Annotated in this window: 18 protein-coding genes; 4 read left to right on the top strand and 14 right to left on the bottom strand. The window is 43.3% G+C overall.

What is annotated here, in order from left to right; translation table 11 throughout:
- Window positions 1-72 precede the first annotated feature (72 nt).
- From hisB to F8C76_RS03940, 14 genes are all read right to left on the bottom strand, one after another.
- Complete coding sequence (gene hisB, locus F8C76_RS04005) at window positions 73-1209, bottom strand: bifunctional histidinol-phosphatase/imidazoleglycerol-phosphate dehydratase HisB (RefSeq protein WP_152130555.1); 1137 nt, start codon at window positions 1207-1209, stop codon at window positions 73-75.
- The gene (gene hisC, locus F8C76_RS04000; protein WP_152130554.1) at window positions 1209-2258 is read right to left on the bottom strand and encodes a histidinol-phosphate transaminase; all 1050 of its coding nucleotides are present in this window, start codon (window positions 2256-2258) and stop codon (window positions 1209-1211) included. Before hisC ends, hisB begins: the two co-directional genes overlap by 1 nt.
- The gene (gene hisD / locus F8C76_RS03995) at window positions 2255-3538 is read right to left on the bottom strand and encodes a histidinol dehydrogenase (protein WP_152130553.1); all 1284 of its coding nucleotides are present in this window, start codon (window positions 3536-3538) and stop codon (window positions 2255-2257) included. The genes hisC and hisD overlap by 4 nt, the downstream gene beginning before the upstream one ends.
- Window positions 3538-4395 carry an ATP phosphoribosyltransferase gene (gene hisG, locus F8C76_RS03990; protein ID WP_129654292.1) on the bottom strand — a complete coding sequence of 286 codons (858 nt, stop codon included), beginning with the start codon at window positions 4393-4395 and terminating at the stop codon, window positions 3538-3540. Before hisG ends, hisD begins: the two co-directional genes overlap by 1 nt.
- A gap of 202 nt (window positions 4396-4597) precedes the next feature.
- Entirely contained in the window at window positions 4598-5413 is an 816-nt protein-coding gene (locus F8C76_RS03985) for a prohibitin family protein (RefSeq protein ID WP_129654293.1), read from the bottom strand.
- Between the two features lie 13 nt (window positions 5414-5426).
- A complete protein-coding gene (locus tag F8C76_RS03980; protein WP_152130552.1) occupies window positions 5427-7460 on the bottom strand; it encodes a vWA domain-containing protein in 2034 nt (677 codons plus the stop codon).
- A 5-nt stretch (window positions 7461-7465) separates the two neighbouring features.
- Complete coding sequence (gene fabG, locus F8C76_RS03975; RefSeq protein WP_129654295.1) at window positions 7466-8215, bottom strand: 3-oxoacyl-[acyl-carrier-protein] reductase; 750 nt, start codon at window positions 8213-8215, stop codon at window positions 7466-7468.
- Window positions 8216-8324: 109 nt separating this feature from the next.
- A complete protein-coding gene (sucD, locus tag F8C76_RS03970; RefSeq protein ID WP_116218822.1) occupies window positions 8325-9197 on the bottom strand; it encodes a succinate--CoA ligase subunit alpha in 873 nt (290 codons plus the stop codon).
- Window positions 9198-9256: 59 nt separating this feature from the next.
- Window positions 9257-10192: a UDP-3-O-(3-hydroxymyristoyl)glucosamine N-acyltransferase gene (locus tag F8C76_RS03965; RefSeq protein WP_152130551.1), complete on the bottom strand. Its 936-nt coding sequence runs from the start codon at window positions 10190-10192 to the stop codon at window positions 9257-9259.
- A gap of 6 nt (window positions 10193-10198) precedes the next feature.
- Window positions 10199-10765 (bottom strand): elongation factor P, encoded by a 567-nt coding sequence (gene efp / locus F8C76_RS03960; protein ID WP_152130550.1) that lies wholly within the window; start codon window positions 10763-10765, stop codon window positions 10199-10201.
- A 4-nt stretch (window positions 10766-10769) separates the two neighbouring features.
- Complete coding sequence (gene lpxA / locus F8C76_RS03955; RefSeq protein ID WP_129654298.1) at window positions 10770-11555, bottom strand: acyl-ACP--UDP-N-acetylglucosamine O-acyltransferase; 786 nt, start codon at window positions 11553-11555, stop codon at window positions 10770-10772.
- On the bottom strand, window positions 11556-12968 hold the full coding sequence (locus tag F8C76_RS03950; protein WP_152130549.1) for a bifunctional UDP-3-O-[3-hydroxymyristoyl] N-acetylglucosamine deacetylase/3-hydroxyacyl-ACP dehydratase: 1413 nt from the start codon (window positions 12966-12968) through the stop codon (window positions 11556-11558).
- Complete coding sequence (gene lpxD / locus F8C76_RS03945) at window positions 12952-13986, bottom strand: UDP-3-O-(3-hydroxymyristoyl)glucosamine N-acyltransferase (protein WP_152130548.1); 1035 nt, start codon at window positions 13984-13986, stop codon at window positions 12952-12954. Before lpxD ends, F8C76_RS03950 begins: the two co-directional genes overlap by 17 nt.
- Before the next feature lie 23 nt (window positions 13987-14009).
- Window positions 14010-15236 (bottom strand): HD domain-containing protein, encoded by a 1227-nt coding sequence (locus F8C76_RS03940; protein WP_152130547.1) that lies wholly within the window; start codon window positions 15234-15236, stop codon window positions 14010-14012.
- A gap of 36 nt (window positions 15237-15272) precedes the next feature.
- Between F8C76_RS03940 and porX the strand changes: the two genes are divergently transcribed.
- From porX to F8C76_RS03920, 4 genes are all read left to right on the top strand, one after another.
- Window positions 15273-16817 (top strand): T9SS response regulator signal transducer PorX, encoded by a 1545-nt coding sequence (gene porX, locus F8C76_RS03935; protein ID WP_129654302.1) that lies wholly within the window; start codon window positions 15273-15275, stop codon window positions 16815-16817.
- A gap of 7 nt (window positions 16818-16824) precedes the next feature.
- Complete coding sequence (gene tsaE, locus F8C76_RS03930) at window positions 16825-17241, top strand: tRNA (adenosine(37)-N6)-threonylcarbamoyltransferase complex ATPase subunit type 1 TsaE (protein ID WP_152130546.1); 417 nt, start codon at window positions 16825-16827, stop codon at window positions 17239-17241.
- 404 nt (window positions 17242-17645) lie between these two features.
- Window positions 17646-18188, top strand: a complete 543-nt coding sequence (locus F8C76_RS03925; RefSeq protein ID WP_129654304.1) for a hypothetical protein — start codon at window positions 17646-17648, stop codon at window positions 18186-18188.
- A gap of 43 nt (window positions 18189-18231) precedes the next feature.
- Window positions 18232-19431 (top strand): alanine dehydrogenase, encoded by a 1200-nt coding sequence (locus F8C76_RS03920; protein ID WP_152130545.1) that lies wholly within the window; start codon window positions 18232-18234, stop codon window positions 19429-19431.
- The last annotated feature ends 2 nt before the right edge of the window (window positions 19432-19433 follow it).

Below are 19433 nucleotides of genomic sequence, written 5' to 3'. Positions count from 1 at the left end.
TGTATGTTGTCATTTCGAACGTAGTGAGAAATCTAGATTTCTCAGTCATAAACTCCTTCGAAATGACCTAGTTTATAATACGCCCTTGGTTGAGGGCAATACCATCTTCTCGGCATCCCGCTTCACGGCCATTTTAATGGACTTGGCAAAAGCTTTGAAAATAGCCTCTATTTTGTGGTGTTCATTGTCACCTTCTGCTTTGATGTTCAAATTGGCCTTGGCTCCGTCCGTGAAGGATTTAAAGAAATGCAGGAACATTTCAGTGGGCATGTCCCCTACTTTTTCCCTTTTGAACTCAGCATCCCACACCAGCCAATTTCTTCCGCCGAAATCTATGGCCACTTGGGCCAGACAATCATCCATGGGCAAACAAAAACCGTAGCGTTCTATTCCCAATTTATTGCCCAAGGCTTTTGAAAACACTTCGCCCAAAGCAATGGCCGTATCCTCGATGGTATGGTGTTCGTCCACTTCCAAATCGCCATCCACCTTGATGTCCAAATCCATTTGTCCGTGACGGGCCAACTGATCTAACATATGGTCAAAGAAGGCCAATCCGGTTTGGATGTCACTTTTCCCGGTGCCATCCAGATTCAATTTGATTTGGATATCCGTTTCGTTGGTCTTTCTTGAAATTTCACCAATACGGTTTTCCAGTTTTAAAAACTCATAGATTTTTTCCCAATCATTGCTCTCTAAGGCGATAAACTCGTCCAACTCTTCACGTTTTACCGTAATCTCGCCTGTCCCCAAATGGGTGTCGTCATTGATGAAGATTCCCTTCGCACCCAAATTTTTGGCCAATTCCACATCCGTCAAGCGATCTCCGATCACAAAGGAATTCTCCAAATCATAGGCATCGGAAAAATAAGAGGTCAACATGCCGGTTCCGGGTTTACGGGTATTGGCATTGTCCTTGGGAAAGGTTCGATCAATAAACACTTCGTCGAAAACCACTCCTTCATTCTCAAAAGATTTCATGATAAAATTGTGTACCGGCCAAAAGGTATCTTCTGGAAAAATATCCGTACCCAAACCATCTTGGTTGGTGATCATGACCAATTCATAATCGAATTCCTTGGCAATCTTCCCCAGAAACGTGAATGCCTTGGGATAAAAAATCATCTTCTCAAATGCATCAATCTGTTCGTCGGCCGTTTCCTTTATAATGGTCCCGTCACGATCAATAAATAATACTTTCTTGCCCATTATGGTAGTTGTTTTAAAATGGCTATCAATGTTTTGTTCTCTTCTGGGGTCCCAACGGTGAACCGAAGGGTATTTTCGCATAAGGGTTGGGTACTTCTATTACGTACCACCACTTTTTGCTCCAATAGTTGTTGATATCGTTTATTGGCATCATCCACCTTGACCAACACAAAATTAGCATCTGTTGGATATATTTCCTGTACAAAAGCCAACGCTTTTAATGCCTGGATCAATGCCGTTCGTTCCATTAGTATCTGGTTGACTTCAGTGGCAACCGCATCTTGGTTCAACAAACGTTGCAAAGCCTGTTGCTGTGTAAGCTGATTGACATTATAGGGTGGTTTGATCTTGTTTAAAATGGCAATAATTTCTTCCGAAGCATAACAAATCCCAAGTCGAATACCCGCCAAACCGTAGGCTTTGGAAAGGGTTTGGGTCACTATCAAATTGGGATACCCCGCCAATTTACTTACCCAACTCTCTTCTTCTGAAAAATCAATATAGGCTTCATCAATAACTACCAACCCTTGAAAAGATTCCAATAACTGTTGCACCTTATCCACCGTAAAGGTGTTTCCTGTGGGGTTGTTTGGTGAACAAATGAACAACAACTTGGTGTTCCCATCCACCACTTTCAGGGTTTCAGGGACGTTGGGTTCAAAATCCGGTGTCAGCAATACTTCCCGGTTCTCCACCGCGTTGATGCCCGCCAGAACCTTGTACATGCCATACGTGGGTGGCAAGGTGATGATGTTGTCCCGATTAGGCTCACAAAATGCCCTAAAAATAAGATCCAACACTTCATCACTGCCATTTCCCAGAAGCATGTTGCTCTCAGAAACTCCTTTTTGTTCGGCCAAGAGTGATTTTAGGCTTCTCTGGTAGGGATCTGGATAGCGATTGACACCGTTCTCAAACGGATTCTCGTTGGCATCCAAGAAAATCATTTCAGAACCGTCCGAAACATATTCATCCCGTGCGGAGGAATAGGGTTTCAATTGGTCCACGGAAGCCCTGACCATATTTTTTATGTTGAATACAGCTTTCATTTGGAGCGTTTTAATCTTAGGGTCACTGCATTTTTGTGTGCTTGAAGGCCTTCCGCTTCGGCCATGAGTTCTATGGCATTTCCAATTCTATCTATGCCTTCTTCGGATATTTTTTGAAAGGTCATGCTTTTCATGAAACTATCCAGGTTTACACCGCTGTACTGCTTGGCATACCCATTGGTGGGCAAGGTGTGATTGGTTCCTGAAGCATAATCCCCAGCACTTTCCGGGGTATAGTTCCCTATAAACACCGAACCGGCATTTTGGATGCCATCAAGGTAAAAGCCTTCATTTTCAACACATACAATAAAGTGTTCGGGACCATATTCGTTGATCAAATCCAAGGCTTCTTGGTCATTTTTCACCTGAATCAATTTGCTGTTGGCAATGGCTTTTTCAGCAATGGAAACTCTAGGCAACACTTTTAGCTGAGTCTTTATTTCCTCCTCTACGGCATTGATCAAACTCTCTGAGGTTGATACCAAAATTACCTGACTATCGGCACCATGTTCGGCCTGACTCAACAAATCAGACGCTACAAAAGCTGGATTGGCCGTATCATCTGCCACCACCAAAAGTTCACTAGGTCCGGCAGGCATGTCAATGGCCACCCCATATTTTGTAGCCAGTTGCTTGGCCACGGTAACGAATTGGTTTCCTGGGCCAAAGATTTTATAAACTTTAGGGATGGATTCCGTTCCAAAGGTCATTCCCGCAATGGCCTGTATACCTCCTACTTTATAGATTTGGGTTACCCCGCAAAGTTGTGCGGTATACAGAATGGCAGGGTTGATTTCCCCTTTCTTGTCTGGGGGTGTACAGAGTACAATTTCTGTACAACCCGCCAGTTTGGCTGGAATGGCCAACATCAAAATAGTGGAAAAAAGTGGCGCGGAACCCCCTGGGATGTACAATCCAACTTTTTGGATGGGTCTCTTTTCCTGCCAGCAGGATACCCCGGGCATGGTTTCCACTTCTACCCTTTCCGTACGTTGTGCCGCATGAAACTTTTCAATGTTGTTTTGTGCCAGGCTAATGGCTTGTTGCAACTCCTCGGAAACGGATTCGGATGCCTTTTGTATTTCATCTGAAGTCACTTTGAAATTGTTCAAGGCAACCCCATCAAAGCGTTCCGTATATTTTTTGACAACGGCATCCCCTCCGGATTTCATCTCTTCAAAGATAGTATTGACCGTACCCTCAATATCGGATACGGTTTGGGTGGGTCTTTTTAAGATTCCTTCCCAATTTTCTCTTTCTGGAAAATTTATTCGCTTCACTACAGTACCATTTTTTCAATAGGACATACCAAAATTCCTTCGGCCCCGGCTTGTTTGAGGGCATCAATGACCTCCCAAAAGGTATCCCTCGTAATTACTGAATGTACGGAGCTCCAGCCCTCTTCTGCCAACGGCAATACTGTTGGACTGCGCATTCCGGGCAAAAGCGAAATGATCTCGTCCAACTTGTCATTGGGTGCATTCAGCAATACATATTTGTTCTGGCGTGCTTGTAATACCGATTTTATCCTAAACTGGATTTTTTTCAAAATCTCCATGCGCTCTTCGGATATGGTGGGCGATACCGCCAAAACAGCTTCACTGGTCAAGATCACATCGACCTCTTTTAAATTGTTCTTGAAGAGGGTGCTTCCACTAGAGACAATATCGCAAATACCATCGGCCAATCCAATGTTTGGGGCAATTTCCACAGAACCGTTGATAATGTGCAAATCTGCCGTAACGCCTTTAGATTTCAAATATCCATTTACCGTATTGGGATAAGAGGTTGCTATTTTTTTTCCTTCCAAGTCTTTTACCGAGTTGTATTTTACTCCCTTCGGAACTGCCAAGGAGACCCGGCATTTGGAAAAGTTCAGTTTTTCAACAACGGAAATGTCCTGCCCTTTTTCCACCAACACATTTTCCCCAATGATGGCAATATCCACTACCCCATCCCTTAGGTACTGTGGAATATCCCCATTACGAAGGTAAAACACCTCCAAGGGGAAATTTCGGGCCGTGGCTTTTAACTGATCCTTTCCATTGTCTATGGAAATACCACAATCCTTCAAAATTGCGAGGGAATCCTCATTTAACCGGCCACTTTTTTGAACCGCAATCCTAATCTTTGTCATTATTTTTTTTTTGGTGTTTGACAACCCAAACGGGCACAAAAACAAAACCCGTTTGATTTCTCAAACGGGTTAGAATATATTTTTGATTACAACAATACATCTCTACCTCGCTTGAGAGCAAGTGTAAAAATGATGATGTACGTTTTTGTTTCTCATTATGGAATCAAAAGTAGGACATATTTTTTTATCAAAAAAGACTTATTTAGTTATTTCCCAAAATTAGGGGCAAACCATCGTCTCCAGACCCTACCACTACCACTTTTGCATTGGGGGATTCGGCGAGTTTTAAAGTAGCTTCAATCCCTTTATCCTGCAATATCTTGTCCGTAAGGGAAGCACTTAAAATCTTATTCGCATCGGCTTTTCCTTGTGCTTCGATTCGAACTTTTTCCGCTTCTTTTTGGGCAGTGACCAATCTAAATTCATACTCCAAGGATTCTTGTTCCTGCTTGAGCTTACGTTCAATGGCATCCTTTATGGTAGGTGGCAAGGTTACATCCCGTACCAAAACCTCATTCAATTGAATATATTGGTCATCCACAATTTTTTGGGTTTCTTCAAAGATTTCCTGTTGAATGGCATCCCGCTTGCTGGAATACAACTGTTCCGGGGTGTATCGTCCAACCACGCTACGGGCAGCAGAACGTATTGCCGGCAGCAAAACTCGTTCTATATATTGTTCACTTTTTTCTTGGTGCAGTTTACCAAGCTCATCATATTTTGGTTGGAACCAAACAGAGGCTTCGAGTTTAATATCCAGACCGTTTGAGGAAAGTACGTTCATTTTCTCAAGCTGTTCTTGCTGTCGAACTTCGTACACAAACACCTTGTTCCATGGGGCAACCAAGTGGAATCCTTCGCCCAAGGGGGGAGCATCGGTCACCACACCTCCTCCAAAATATTTGTAAAGAACCCCGGCTTCCCCAGAACCGATGGTCACTGTAGATCTTGAAATAAATATGATCAGAAAAATAATGCCCGCTAAGGCCGGTAAAGCAATCTTAGGTAATCTATCCATGGTTTTATAACATTTAAATTAATCCGTTGTACTTTCTGATGAACCACTCCAAAGCAAGGGTAAGGACCATCAATCCCAATAGGATACGGAAATCTATTAAAGATACAATATTCTCTTTGCTCTTTTGTGTGGGCACATAGTGTTGCGAAGTGGTCAGTTCTTCAAACAAGGCGTCAATCTTGTTAGGGAAATACAAGTGGCCGTCCGTCTTCTCGGCCAATCGCCCCAATTTTCCATAATTGGAAGAAGTAAACTGATCTTCCGGGTTAAAATCCAAAATCTTGAAGGTTCCAGATTGTTTCAGGTTGGCGTCTTTTACCGTAACCGTGAACTGGTATTCGCCTGCTTCCAGATCACCCAGATCCACTTCAAAAAAATTGCCTTTCAACAACATGGGGGATTCACGGGTAAAACCATTGTCTTTCCCCTCTACTTGGATGTTTATGCTTGCACTTGGGTCAAACTGATAACTTTCATCGAAATAGGAGGCTCGTATCTGTGCCAAGCTGGCATTATCAAAGATCAAGTTGTAGTCGAGTTCCAATCGATTTCGTTGCCCTGTACTGTTCAAATACACCATGAGCTTTCCTATAAAAGCATCAAAATTTTGGAAACTTTGGTCATTCCTGAAGGTCTGGGCACGCCATTTCCAGAGATTTTCCCCGAATAAAACGGCATCTTTCTGATTTCCTTCGGATAAAACAGCAAATAATGGACTTTCCAAATCCACACCGCGAATCTGTTGGTAGAGGATGATTTCCCCGTTCTTGTTCAGTTCAATATTTCCCAGAAAGCCTTCTAATGGCGGAAATCCATTGACATTGAAATCATCCAGACCAAAAGTCTGGAATGTAGCGTTGCGAACGGCTAAAATATCTTCAGATTGATTATTGTTCTCTTTCTGAAAACTTTGTTGCACCCTGTTCAGGAACTTCCAATCCGTTTTGGTGCCTGTTATGGTAAAGGTGCCTATACCGGATTTTGAAATATGGTCGTATATAGCATTGAACTTTCGGTTGGGCTGGTAGAGGATAAGCAAGTCTGCCTCTTCCAAAACGCTGTTGGAAACGGTTGGGGGATGTATGGATACGGTACGCTGTTCATTGGATTCAATTGCTTTTTTTAACGCCCCCATATCCGGATGGAGCATATCAGAAATTATCACCACATTGGTTCTTTCATCAATGACCTCAATGGCAGTTTCCTTTCTATTGTTAGCGGTACTTCTTTCGTTGGACAAGGTTTCCACCTCAACTCGAATGGTTTTCATTCCCACGCTCTGGGCCTCAACCAAGGTGTGTAGGGTCTGGCTGTTTTGGGTTTGATTGAGTTCTACCCGCTCCCTATGGACCACTTTGCCATCCAAGGTCATGGTGACGTCCTTGGAAACGGATTGTTGGCCGTTGTACAAAACAGTGGCCTCCACAGGAAACCTATTCTTTAAAAATGCATAGGTATTGGTGTTGATGAGGCCAATGGAAATATCCTCATAATTCGTGGTGTCACCTACCACAACTGGATTTATGGAAAGATTGCTTCCCAAGTTGAGATACTCGTAATCCCTACCTAAGGTTTGGTTACCATCCGTTAAAAGAACCACAGCGTTGGTGCCATTTACAAAGACCTCATCCACCGTAGAAAGCGCATTGGAAATATCGGTGTTCCTTTTATTGAACCCAAGGGAGTCCATGGCGCGGATATCTTTTCCAAAGGCATAGGCATAAATGGAAAAGCGTTCTTGAAGCAAAGGATTCTCCATGAGACGCTGGGTTATTTCCGAAATAGAGCTTTTGGATTGGGTCTCTTGAATGGATGAAGAATTGTCGACCAACACGATGAGATTGGCCTTTTCCAAAAAATAGTCTCTATTGACGAATTTGGGATTGATCAATAACAAAAGGCCACAGAACAAGGTGAAAAACCGTAATGTGGCCAGTATTATTGTCAAGGAACCCTTTTTTGGGGTTCTATAAAAGTATTGATAAAGGACCATGGATAGCACGGCAACCGCTGCAAGAACAATAAGGAGTACCGTGCTAAATTCCATGCATTTTATGTTAGCATGCCACCGTCCACGCTCAACACTTGTCCGGTAACATAGTCTGAAAGGTCGGAGGCCAAAAATAGACAGGCATTGGCCACATCCTCAGGTTTTCCTCCTCGTTTCAATGGAATGGCGTCCCGCCAACCCTGAACCGTTTTCTCGTCCAACTTATCGGTCATTTCAGTTTCAATGAAACCAGGAGCAATGGCATTGCAACGGATATTCCGTGAACCCAATTCCAGTGCTATGGACTTTGTGAATCCGATCATACCAGCTTTTGAGGCGGCATAGTTGGCCTGTCCTGCATTTCCTTTGATTCCTACCACACTGCTCATGTTGATGATAGAGCCTTTTCGTTGTTTCAACATGGTACGTTGTACCGCTTTGGTCATGTTGAACACGGATTTTAGGTTGATTTCCACCACAGCATCAAAATCATCCTCTCCCATCCGCATCAATAAATTGTCCTTGGTGATTCCGGCATTGTTGATCAATACATCGATTCTTCCATCAAAATCTTCCAAGACCTGGGCCACCAAAGCTTCCGAATCTTCATAACTGGCCGCATTACTTTTGTAAGCCTTGGCCTTTACACCCATGTCTTCCAGTTCTTTTTGCAATTCCAGAGCTGGAGCTTCACTGGAGCTATAGGTAAATGCCACATTGGCACCATGTTGTCCAAATATTTGGGCTATCCCTTTTCCGATTCCCCTGCTTGCCCCGGTAATGATCACGTTTTTTCCTTCCAAAAGTTTCATATGCTGATAGTGTTTGAATGGTTATCAACCAAATATAGTTGTTGTTTTATGTTTTGCCGAAAAAAAATCCCGCTTTAAACGGGATTTAGAATAGTTTTAACGGTTGGTCTTAGCCAACCACTTCTTTTACTTTCACGCCAATTTCTGCTGGGGAATCCACTACGTGGATACCACATTCGCGCATGATTCTTTTCTTGGCTTGGGCCGTATCGTCGCTACCACCTACAATGGCACCGGCGTGTCCCATGGTACGTCCGGCAGGAGCCGTTTCACCGGCAATAAACCCAATAATGGGCTTTTTGCTTCCACTTTCTTTATACCACCTGGCCGCTTCGGCTTCCAATTGTCCGCCAATCTCACCGATCATGACCACACACTCGGTTTCTGGATCATTGATCAATAGTTCCACTGCTTTTTTTGTAGTTGTTCCAATGATGGGGTCTCCACCAATACCAATGGCAGTAGTGATTCCCAATCCTTGACGGACCACTTGATCAGCAGCTTCGTAGGTAAGAGTTCCCGATTTGGAAACAATTCCTACTTTTCCTTTTTTGAATACAAAACCGGGCATGATGCCTACTTTGGCCTCTCCGGGAGTAATGACGCCTGGGCAGTTAGGGCCTATCAAAGTACAATCAAAATTCTTGATGTAGTCGTTTGCCTTGACCATATCGGCCACAGGAATACCTTCTGTAATGGTAATGATGACCTTGATGCCGGCATCAGCGGCTTCCATAATGGCATCTGCAGCAAAGGCGGGTGGTACAAAAATGATGGTAGTGTCGGCACCTACTTTTTCAACCGCTTCCAAAACGGTATTGAAAACTGGTTTTCCCAAGTGTTCCTGCCCACCTTTTCCGGGGGTCACACCTCCTACTACATTGGTACCGTATTCAATCATTTGTCCGGCGTGGAATGTTCCTTCGCTACCGGTAAAACCTTGTACAATTATTTTTGAATCTTTGTTTACTAAGACGCTCATATGTTAAACTTAATTAGGTGTAAAAATAGGCTATGCTATGCGTTTTGTCTATTGTTTTATTAAATCTTTTTCAATTTTTCGAGGATTTCCGGGATTTTCTTTACCAAAGCCATTTGCTTCAGTTTATCACGGGCTTCCTCCGCAGGGCTTCCAAAATAGGTCTTGCCACCCTCCAAGGATTTGGCAACCCCTGTTTGGGCCAAAATAATTGCCTTTTTTCCTATGGTTGCTGCACTGGTCACTCCTACCTGCCCCCACATGATGACTTCGTCTTCCACTACCACGCATCCTGCGATGCCCACTTGGGAAGCAATCATGCATTTTTTTCCAATCACGGTATCGTGGCCAATTTGGATTTGATTGTCCAGTTTTGATCCTGTTTTGATACGGGTGTCCCCCGTAACCCCACGATCAATGGTACAAGCTGCTCCAATATCTACGTGGTCTTCAACGACTACCCTACCTCCAGATATCAATTTGTCCAGTCCTTCGGGTCTATTCTTGTAGTAAAAGGCATCTGAACCCAACACGGTACCGGAATGTATGGTAACATGGTCACCAATAACACAATGGTCATAAATGGTCACATTGGGATGGATGGTACAGTGTTTTCCAATTTTTACATGGTTGCCAATAAAAACATTGGGTTGTATGATGGTTCCCTCACCTATTTCGGCTGTTTCGGCTATGGAAGTATTGGCACTCTGGAAGGGTCTGAAAAACTTCGTCAGCTTGTTGAAATCCCTAAAAGGGTCATCAGAAATCAACAGTGCCTTTCCTTCCGGGCACTCCACATCTTTATTGATGAGTACCACGGATGCCCTGGACTCAAGGGCTTTGTCATAGTACTTGGGGTGATCCACAAATACAATATCCCCTTCCTCCACGACATGGATTTCATTCATTCCAAAAATGGGAAAGGTTTCCCCTCCCACAAATTCCGAGTCAATGAGCTCCGAAATTTCTTTTAAGGTATACGCCCTAGGGAATTTCATGGCTCGTTATTCTTTAGCACGTTCCATGTATGCCCCTTTTTCCGTATCGATTTTGATTTTGTCACCTTCATTGATAAAAAGCGGAACGTTGATACGGGCACCGGTTTCCACAGTGGCCGGTTTGGTGGCATTGGTGGCTGTATTTCCCTTAACCCCAGGTTCGGTATGGGTTACCTCCAAAATAACACTGGCGGGCATTTCCACTGAAAGTGGCATGTTGTCCTCCGTATTGAAAATAATGGTAACGACCTCTCCTTCTTTTAATAGGTCAGGAGAATCCAACGCATCTTTTTGCAGGGAAATCTGGTTGTAATCATCCGTATTCATGAAGTGGAACGTGTCCCCTTCCGGATATAGATATTGATACGATCGGGTCTCTACCCTAACATCTTCAATCTTATGCCCAGCGGAGAAGGTATTGTCTATTACTTTTCCTGTAGTGACACTTTTTAATTTGGTTCGGACAAAGGCAGGGCCTTTTCCGGGTTTTACATGAAGGAATTCAATGATCTTAAAAATGTCGTGGTTGTATCTAATGCACAACCCTTTTCGTATATCTGAAGTACTTGCCATAGGATTAATTTGAACTAAAATAGCCTTTCATGATTCCGCGTTGCGAATCCCTGATAAATTGAAGGATCTCATCACGTTCAGGAGTTGCCTCCATTTCAGCTTCAATAATGGATGCCGCTTGGGAATTGTTATAATTTTTTTGATATAATATTCTGTAGATATTCTGTATCTCCCTGATTTTTTCAGCTTCAAACCCTCTTCTGCGAAGCCCTATGGAGTTGATGCCTACATAGGACAAGGGTTCTCTTGCCGCTTTCACAAAGGGTGGTACATCTTTCCGTACCAATGAACCACCTGTTACAAACGCATGGTTTCCAATGGATACAAACTGGTGTACGGCCACCATTCCGGCCAAAACCACATTCTGACCAATGGTCACGTGTCCGGCCAAAGTGGAGTTATTACTGAAGATACATCCATCGCCTACAACACAATCGTGTGCTACGTGGCAATAGGCCATGATCAGACAGTTGTTCCCGATGACCGTTTTCATACGGTCCGAGGTCCCTTTGTTGATAGTGGCACATTCCCTAATGGTGGTATTGTCCCCAATATGGACCGTGGTGTCTTCCCCCTGATATTTTAAATCTTGTGGCATGGCGGAGATAATGGCCCCGGGAAAAATATTGCAATTTTTTCCAATACGGGCCCCTTCCATGATAGTTACATTTGAGCCAATCCAAGTGCCTTCACCAATGGTTACATTATTGTGAATGGTGGTGAAGGGCTCTATGACCACGTTTTTGGCAATCTTGGCACCTGGGTGCACATATGCTAAGGGTTGGTTCATCTATTCGTCAGCGTTTTTGGTTTTAACGATCTGTGCCATAAGCTCGGCTTCCGAAACCAACCTGCCGTTGGCATAGGCATAAGCCTGCATGTGACAAATGCCACGGCGAATGGGAGAAATCAAATCGCATTTAAAGATTAAGGTGTCTCCGGGTACCACCTGTTGTTTAAACTTCACGTTGTCTATTTTCATAAAGAACGTCAAATAGTTTTCCGGGTCCGGAACAGTGCTCAACACCAAGATGCCTCCTGTTTGTGCCATGGCCTCTACCTGAAGTACGCCGGGCATAACCGGTGCGCCAGGAAAGTGTCCCACAAAGAACGGTTCGTTCATGGTCACGTTCTTTACACCTACCACATGGGTGTCGGAAAGTTCCAGAATCTTATCCACCAACAAAAAGGGCGGACGGTGGGGTAACATCCCCATGATCTTGGTCACATCCATTAAAGGAGTCTGATTCAAATCATAGGTGGGAACCTTGTTCCTTTTCTCTATCTTGATGATTTTGGATAGTTTTTTGGCAAATTGGGTGTTCACAAAATGGCCGGGCTTATTGGCAATGACCTTTCCCCGAATCCGCGTTCCGGCCAAAGCCAAATCCCCAACTACATCCAATAATTTATGTCGTGCGGCCTCATTGGGATAATGTAAAGTCAAATTGTCCAAGATCCCATTCGGTTTTACCGATAGTTTTTCTTTGTTGAAAGCCTGTTCCAACTTTTTCATGGTGGACTCGGAAATTTCCTTGTCCACATAAACAATGGCATTGTTAAGGTCCCCTCCTTTGATCAGGCCATGCTCCAAAAGCATCTCCAACTCATGAAGAAAACTAAAGGTACGGGCAGAGGCAATCTGCTCCTTAAAGTCGGAGATATGCTCCAAAGTGGCATTTTGGGTCCCTAGAACTTTAGTGCCAAAATCCACCATTGTGGTAATCTGATAATGGTCCGATGGGATTACGGTTATCTCACTGCCCGTAGCTTCATCCTTATAAGAAATAACATCTTTTACCACGTATTCCTCCCGCTCCTGATCCTGCTCCACGATACCAGCTTCTTCCAACGCTTTCACAAAAAACTTGGAAGAGCCATCCATAATAGGAGGTTCAGGGGCATTCAACTCGATCATCACATTATCAATATCCAACCCAACCAAGGCAGCAAGAACATGCTCCGAGGTTTGGATTTTCACCCCATTCTTTTCCAGATTGGTACCTCTTTGGGTATTTACCACATAGTTGGCATCGGCCTCAATAATGGGTTCTCCCTCAAGATCTACCCGTTTGAATGCATAACCATGGTTTTCCTTTGCAGGTAAAAAGCTCATGGTCACATGTTCCCCTGTATGGAGTCCCACTCCCTCAAGGGTTACTTTCTTTTCAATGGTGCGTTGCTTGTTACTTGTCTTGCTCACCTTCAACTTTTTTTTCTATGTTGGAGATTTGATTCACCAGTTTTGGTAAATTCTTGAAGTGTACGTATGATTTATTGAAGTCGCCGTAGTTCAGTGCGGGTGATCCTTGCAGCACTTCATCATCTTTCACGTTTCGTCCAATCCCTGATTGTGCTTGTATCTTGACCCTATCCCCTATGGTAATATGCCCCACGATGCCTACTTGGCCACCAATAAGGCAGTGCTTTCCAATTTTAGTAGATCCTGCTATACCCGTTTGTGCGGCAATGGCGGTATGCTCACCAATTTCAACATTATGGGCAATCTGGATTTGGTTGTCCAACTTTACCCCTTTTCGTAAAATGGTAGATCCAAGTGTGGCCCGATCTATTGTGGTGCCTGCCCCTATATCTACATTATCTTCCAAGATAACGTTTCCGGTCTGTGGCACTTTGCTGTACTCGCCCTTGGCATTTGGGGTAAATCCAAAACCATCAGCACCGATGATTACACCACTATGTATGGTGCAATTGTCTCCTATAATGGATTCGGAATATATTTTGGCACCTGCAAAGATCATCACGTTGTCGCCAATGGTGACATTATCACCTATATATACATTGGGATAGACCTTTACATTGTCCCCTATCTTGACATTTTCGCCCAGATAGGAAAAAGCTCCTAAATAAAATCCTTCCCCGTAACGGGCACTTGCGGAAATAAAGGATGGGCTTTCCACGCCCACTTTATTGTTCTTTACTTGATTGTAGTATTCCAATAATTTGGAAAAAGATTTGTAGGCGTCCTCTACTTTGATCAATGTGGTGGACAGGGACTGTTCTGGAATGAAATCCTTGTTCACAATGGTTATGGATGCCTTTGTGGAGTAGATATAAGAGGTATACTTTGGATTCGCCAAAAAAGTCAAGGAGCCTTTTTCGCCCTCTTCAATTTTGGATAATTTATGTACAGCGATTTGAGGATTTCCCTCAACTTCCCCCTCTAAGATTCCGGCAATTTGGGTAGCTGTAAATTTCATTTGTGCAAAAGTAACAAAATTTGTTAAACAGCTTCCTTAGGGTAGCAGCTATAATATTTGGTCACGGTCTTGGAAAGTGCCTTAAGGCTGAGTTGGTCAGATTCTTTGAGCACATCGGTTATTCTTCCATTCTTTTTAAGAATGCGTATGGCCTGTCCATTACTGTTATAGGCCTTGTTCGAAATTTCTCCCTCAAAAACAAAGTTGGAGGCGTCTTCTTCTGAAAGATCGTATTTCTGGACGACTTCTTCCAATTTTAATTGCATTTTTTCTGGGTTGGCTGGGCGTTTTTTTATTTTGATATGCAACAATTTTCTATTGAGCACCATGCCACACATTTTGGAAAGCACAAAATCTTCATGGAACTGCCATGATTTTATGGCCCCAAAAATGTCCACATCATCCAATTGGGCAAACTTTGCCAATGCCTCACGGTTAAATTCCATGGGCTCGTTCTCTCCCAAAAAGAAGAGGAGGGCCTCGCTACCGGACAAGTGGCTTCCTTTGATCAAAAGCTCCCGGGCGCGTTGCATGATGCGTACCAACAACTGCTCTGCCACCAAGCCTGTTTTATGCAGATACACCTGCCAATACATAAACCTTCGGGCCATTAAAAACTTTTCCACGGCGTAAATGCCCTTTTCTTCCAACACCAAACTTCCATCCACCACATTGAGCATGGAGATAAGCCGTTCCGAATTGATATTCCCTTCCGTAACCCCGGCATAGAAACTATCTCTCTTTAAGTAGTCCAATCGGTCCATGTCCAATTGACTTGATACCAATTCATTCATGAAAGGCTTGGGATAATCCCTTTTAAAAATGGCTATGGCAGTGTCCAAAGCCCCATTGAACTCCTTGTTGAGTTCTTCCATGAACAACAAGGACAGTTTTTCGTGGCTTTGGTCTTTAACCACAAAACCTTCCAAGGCATGTGAAAATGGGCCGTGGCCAATATCATGCAACAGAATGGCGCATAACAGCCCGGTCTCTTCTTTCTCATTGATATCCACCCCTTTCAACCTTAGGACCTGAATGGCCCTATCCATAAGATGCATACTACCCAGTGCATGGTGAAATCGGGTATGATGTGCCCCAGGGTAGACCAAAAAGGACATACCCATTTGCGAAATCCTACGCAGCCTTTGAAAGTAAGGATGCGCGATCAACTGAAAAATTAGTTCGTTTGGAGTTCCAATAAAACCGTAAATTGGGTCGTTGAAAACGTTAAGCTTATTGGTTTTTACCAAGGATTTTTGTTTTAATCCCACAAAGATAACTACTATATGAACAAGATAACAATTCTTTGGGTCGATGATGAGATCGATCTATTAAAACCTCACATTTTATTTCTGGAAGGCAAAAATTATAAAGTAGTTACCAGTCAAAGTGGGCAGGATGCCCTTGAAGAACTTAAAAATTCCTTTTTCGACATCGTGTTCCTGGATGAGAACATGCCCGGCCTATCCGGTCTGGAGACCCTGAATGAAATAAAGAAGTACGATGCTTCCATCCCCGTGGTAATGATCACCAAGAGTGAGGAGGAATATATCATGGATGAAGCCATTGGGTCCAAAATCGCCGATTATCTCATCAAACCGGTAAATCCGAACCAAATATTACTGTCTCTCAAAAAAAGTTTGGACAACTCGCGGTTGATCTCTGAGAAAACCACCGCAAATTATCAACAAGAGTTTAGAAAGATCGCTATGGACCTTTCCACTATCAATTCGTTTGAAGAATGGGTAGAGCTCTATAAAAAACTAATTTATTGGGAGCTTCAGTTGGAACAGATCGAGGATTCTGGGATGTTTGAGATATTGGAATCCCAAAAGGCCGAGGCCAATTCGCAATTCGGAAAGTTCGTGGACAAGAATTATCGCAGCTGGTTTCAGGATGGGGATGCTCCCATTATGTCCCACACCCTTTTTAGAAATAAGATCCAACCAGAACTGGAAGGAAACAAAACCCTGTTGGTGGTCATAGACAACCTTCGGTACGATCAATGGTTGGCTTTTGAGGAAACATTGGCTGTCCACTATAAAAAGAAACAAGAATCTGCCTATTACAGCATTTTACCAACGGCCACGCAGTATGCACGGAATGCTATTTTCTCGGGGCTGATGCCCTTGGACATGGAGAAGCAGTATCCCAATTGGTGGAAAAATGATACGGACGAAGGCGGTAAGAACCTTTTCGAAGCAGATTTTTTGGGAGCCCAATTAAAGCGTTTGGGCCTAAACCTAAAATGGGAATACCACAAAATTAATAACCTGAAACAGGGGAAACAGTTGGCCCAAAATTTCAAGACCCAAAAAGACAACGACCTAACCGTGGTGGTCTACAATTTTGTGGACATGCTTTCCCATTCCAAGACGGAAATGGAGGTGGTGAAAGAGTTGGCATCCAATGATAAGGCCTACAGGTCCCTTACCCTCAGTTGGTTCAAGAATTCACCCTTGTTGGAGATTATCCAACAGGCTCAAGGTCTGGGTATGAAACTGATATTGACCACTGACCATGGCACCATCAACGTAAAGCAGCCTTCAAAAGTGATCGGAGACAGGGATACCAGTCTAAATCTGCGCTACAAGACCGGAAAAAGCCTCACTTATGAGGATAAGGATGTCTTGGCCTCAAAAAAGCCTCAGGACATCCATTTGCCCAATATCAATTTGAGCAGTAGCTATATCTTTGCCAAGAACGATTTGTTCTTTGCCTACCCCAACAATTTCAACCATTATGTAAGTTATTATAGAAATACCTATCAACATGGAGGGGTATCCTTGGAAGAAATGATTGTTCCTTTTGTAGTTTTGGATGCTAAATAATACCGACTTGAAGATTACATTCAGCCTAGATGAGATTCAAATGGCAGCGCAAAAAGTACTGCAAGCCGCCCCGGACAAAATACTATGTTTTTATGGCGAAATGGGAGCTGGAAAAACCACCCTTGTAAAAGCCATGCTTAAAGAATTGGGAGCTGTGGACACAGGCAGCAGCCCTACTTTTGGGTTGGTGAACGAATACCACGATGTTCAAGGCAAGGTTTTGGCCCATCATTTCGATTTTTATCGATTGAACGATGAGAGCGAAGCCTTGGATATGGGCTTTGAAGATTATTTGGACCCAAGGGTATGGGTGTTCATTGAATGGCCCGAAAAAATTGCTTCCCTACTTCCGGATAATGCTGTATCCATTTTCCTGCATTTAATCGATGAAAATACGCGTTCAGTCGAGTTAAATGTTTGTTAACGCCCAATCCTCCTATATTCAAACCAGTTTATTGCGCAGGACATCGACGAATCGATAAAGTGTGTTTTTTTTACGTTAAAATGCCAATTTTATCGATGAAGCGTAGGTAGAGTTGAAATATTTTCCTACATTTGTCCTGTAGATGAATTCATTTATTAACCAAAAACTCTTTTACGATGAACACTAAAAAAGTTTTTTTTGGATTACTAGGTGTTGCCTTTTTGGCTATGACTGTTGCGGTTGCGACAGTAGATTTGGACAAAAGTCAAACTACTAGTATCGAGAAGTCTAAGATCAGAAAGCTGTAATTTTTTTCCGATTTTAACTGAAGTACAAATGGTCCTATTTTTTGATAGGGCCATTTTTTTTGCAATAAAATCAGCTTTTTTATGTTATCATGAGTGATGAGTGACAAAAAAAGTATCCGTAAGAAACTGATCATGGAAGGTGCTTTTGCCTTTCTGATCGCAGTATCCCCCATCTTGTTCTACTGGTACAAATACATGCCGGAAGGTGCAGAAACATGGTCATTTTTGGGCATTGAGTTTGGCGCCAATGGATTTGATGATGTTGGGGAGGCTTTTTATTATTATTTCAACAAAATTGTGCCCTTATTGCTTCTGGTGGTATGGTTCGTGACCTGTAAGAATTGGTGGTATTATGCCATTCTTATTCCAATTTCCATGTACAGCTTCCAGCTGTTTGCCGTACTTACCTTTGACTCCAATATTGTTGATGAGAACGAAGTAATGTATGTGGTGGCCGTGACCATGGTGGTAACGCCCATAGTATACTTCATTAGGGTGAAATTGGTGGATAAACACGTACATGGTATTGATTTGGATGCCATGGATGCCGAGTTACGCATACTAAAGGAAAAAGAAGAACTTCGAAAGGAAAGGGAGAAACTGGAACAACGCCAGAAGACCCTTTCAAAAAAAATGTAAATTTGTTTTAATGCCCATGGCATGACACTCAGATTTACAATATATGAACCAGCCATCCTCCCCCTTTAGCAAACAACAGCTCCTACCCCAAGAAGAAACCTTGGAAGTGCTGAAACAAAAGGGTGAACTCTTTATAGGTATCCCAAAGGAAAACCAGTATCAAGAGAAACGTGTCTGTCTTACCCCAGATGCCGTGAATGCCATTACCGCTAACGGCCACCGTGTTTTATTGGAATCCGGTGCCGGGGAAGCCTCCAATTTCACCGATATCGATTATACCAATGCAGGGGCCGAAATAACCAGGGACACCAAGAAAGTTTTCTCATGCCCCATTATTCTTAAAGTGGAGCCCCCCTCTCTGTCGGAAATAGACCTTTTGAATCCCCAAACCATTGTGATTTCCGCATTACAGATCAAAACGCAGCGTAAGGAATATTTTGAGGCCATGGCCAAAAAACGACTCACGGCCATTGCATTCGAGTATATTAGGGACGAAGACGGAAATTACCCAGCCGTGCGCTCATTGAGTGAGATTGCAGGGATTTCCTCCATCTTGATTGCCTCGGAACTGATGGCGGCGACCAGCAAGGGCAATGGATTGATGTTGGGAAGCATCAGTGGTGTTCCCCCGGTGGAAGTAGTCATTATTGGAGCTGGGACCGTAGGCGAATTTGCCGCAAGGTCGGCATTGGGATTGGGTGCAAATATTAAGGTGTTCGACAATTCCATTACAAAATTACGAACCCTACAGACCAACCTTAACCGTACGGTATACACCTCTACCATACAACCAAAAAACCTTATCAAAGCCCTAAAACGTTGCGATGTGGCCATTGGGGCAACCCGTGGAAAGAACCGCTCCCCTGTCGTGGTATCCAGTTCCATGGTGGAGAACATGAAAAAGGGAGCTGTTATCATTGATGTGAGCATTGATATGGGAGGCTGTTTTGAAACTTCCGAAATTACGAGCCACAACAAACCCACTATGGAAAAATTTGGGGTAATCCACTATGGGGTTCCCAATATCCCATCCCGTTACCCCAGAACTTCTTCCATTTCAATAAGTAATATCTTTACACCGTATTTGCTCAAGATAGGTGAAGATGGAGGGCTGGAACATTCCCTGCATTTCGATAAAGGTTTGCGAAACGGACTTTATATGTACCACGGTATTTTGACCAATAAATCGGTTGGGGACTGGTTTGGACTCAACTATAGTGATATTAACTTTCTGATTTTTTAAGG

It is taken from the genome of Flagellimonas olearia, assembly GCF_009184425.1.
Lineage (GTDB): Bacteria > Bacteroidota > Bacteroidia > Flavobacteriales > Flavobacteriaceae > Flagellimonas > Flagellimonas olearia.
This window is presented reverse-complemented; position numbering and strand designations above follow the sequence as displayed.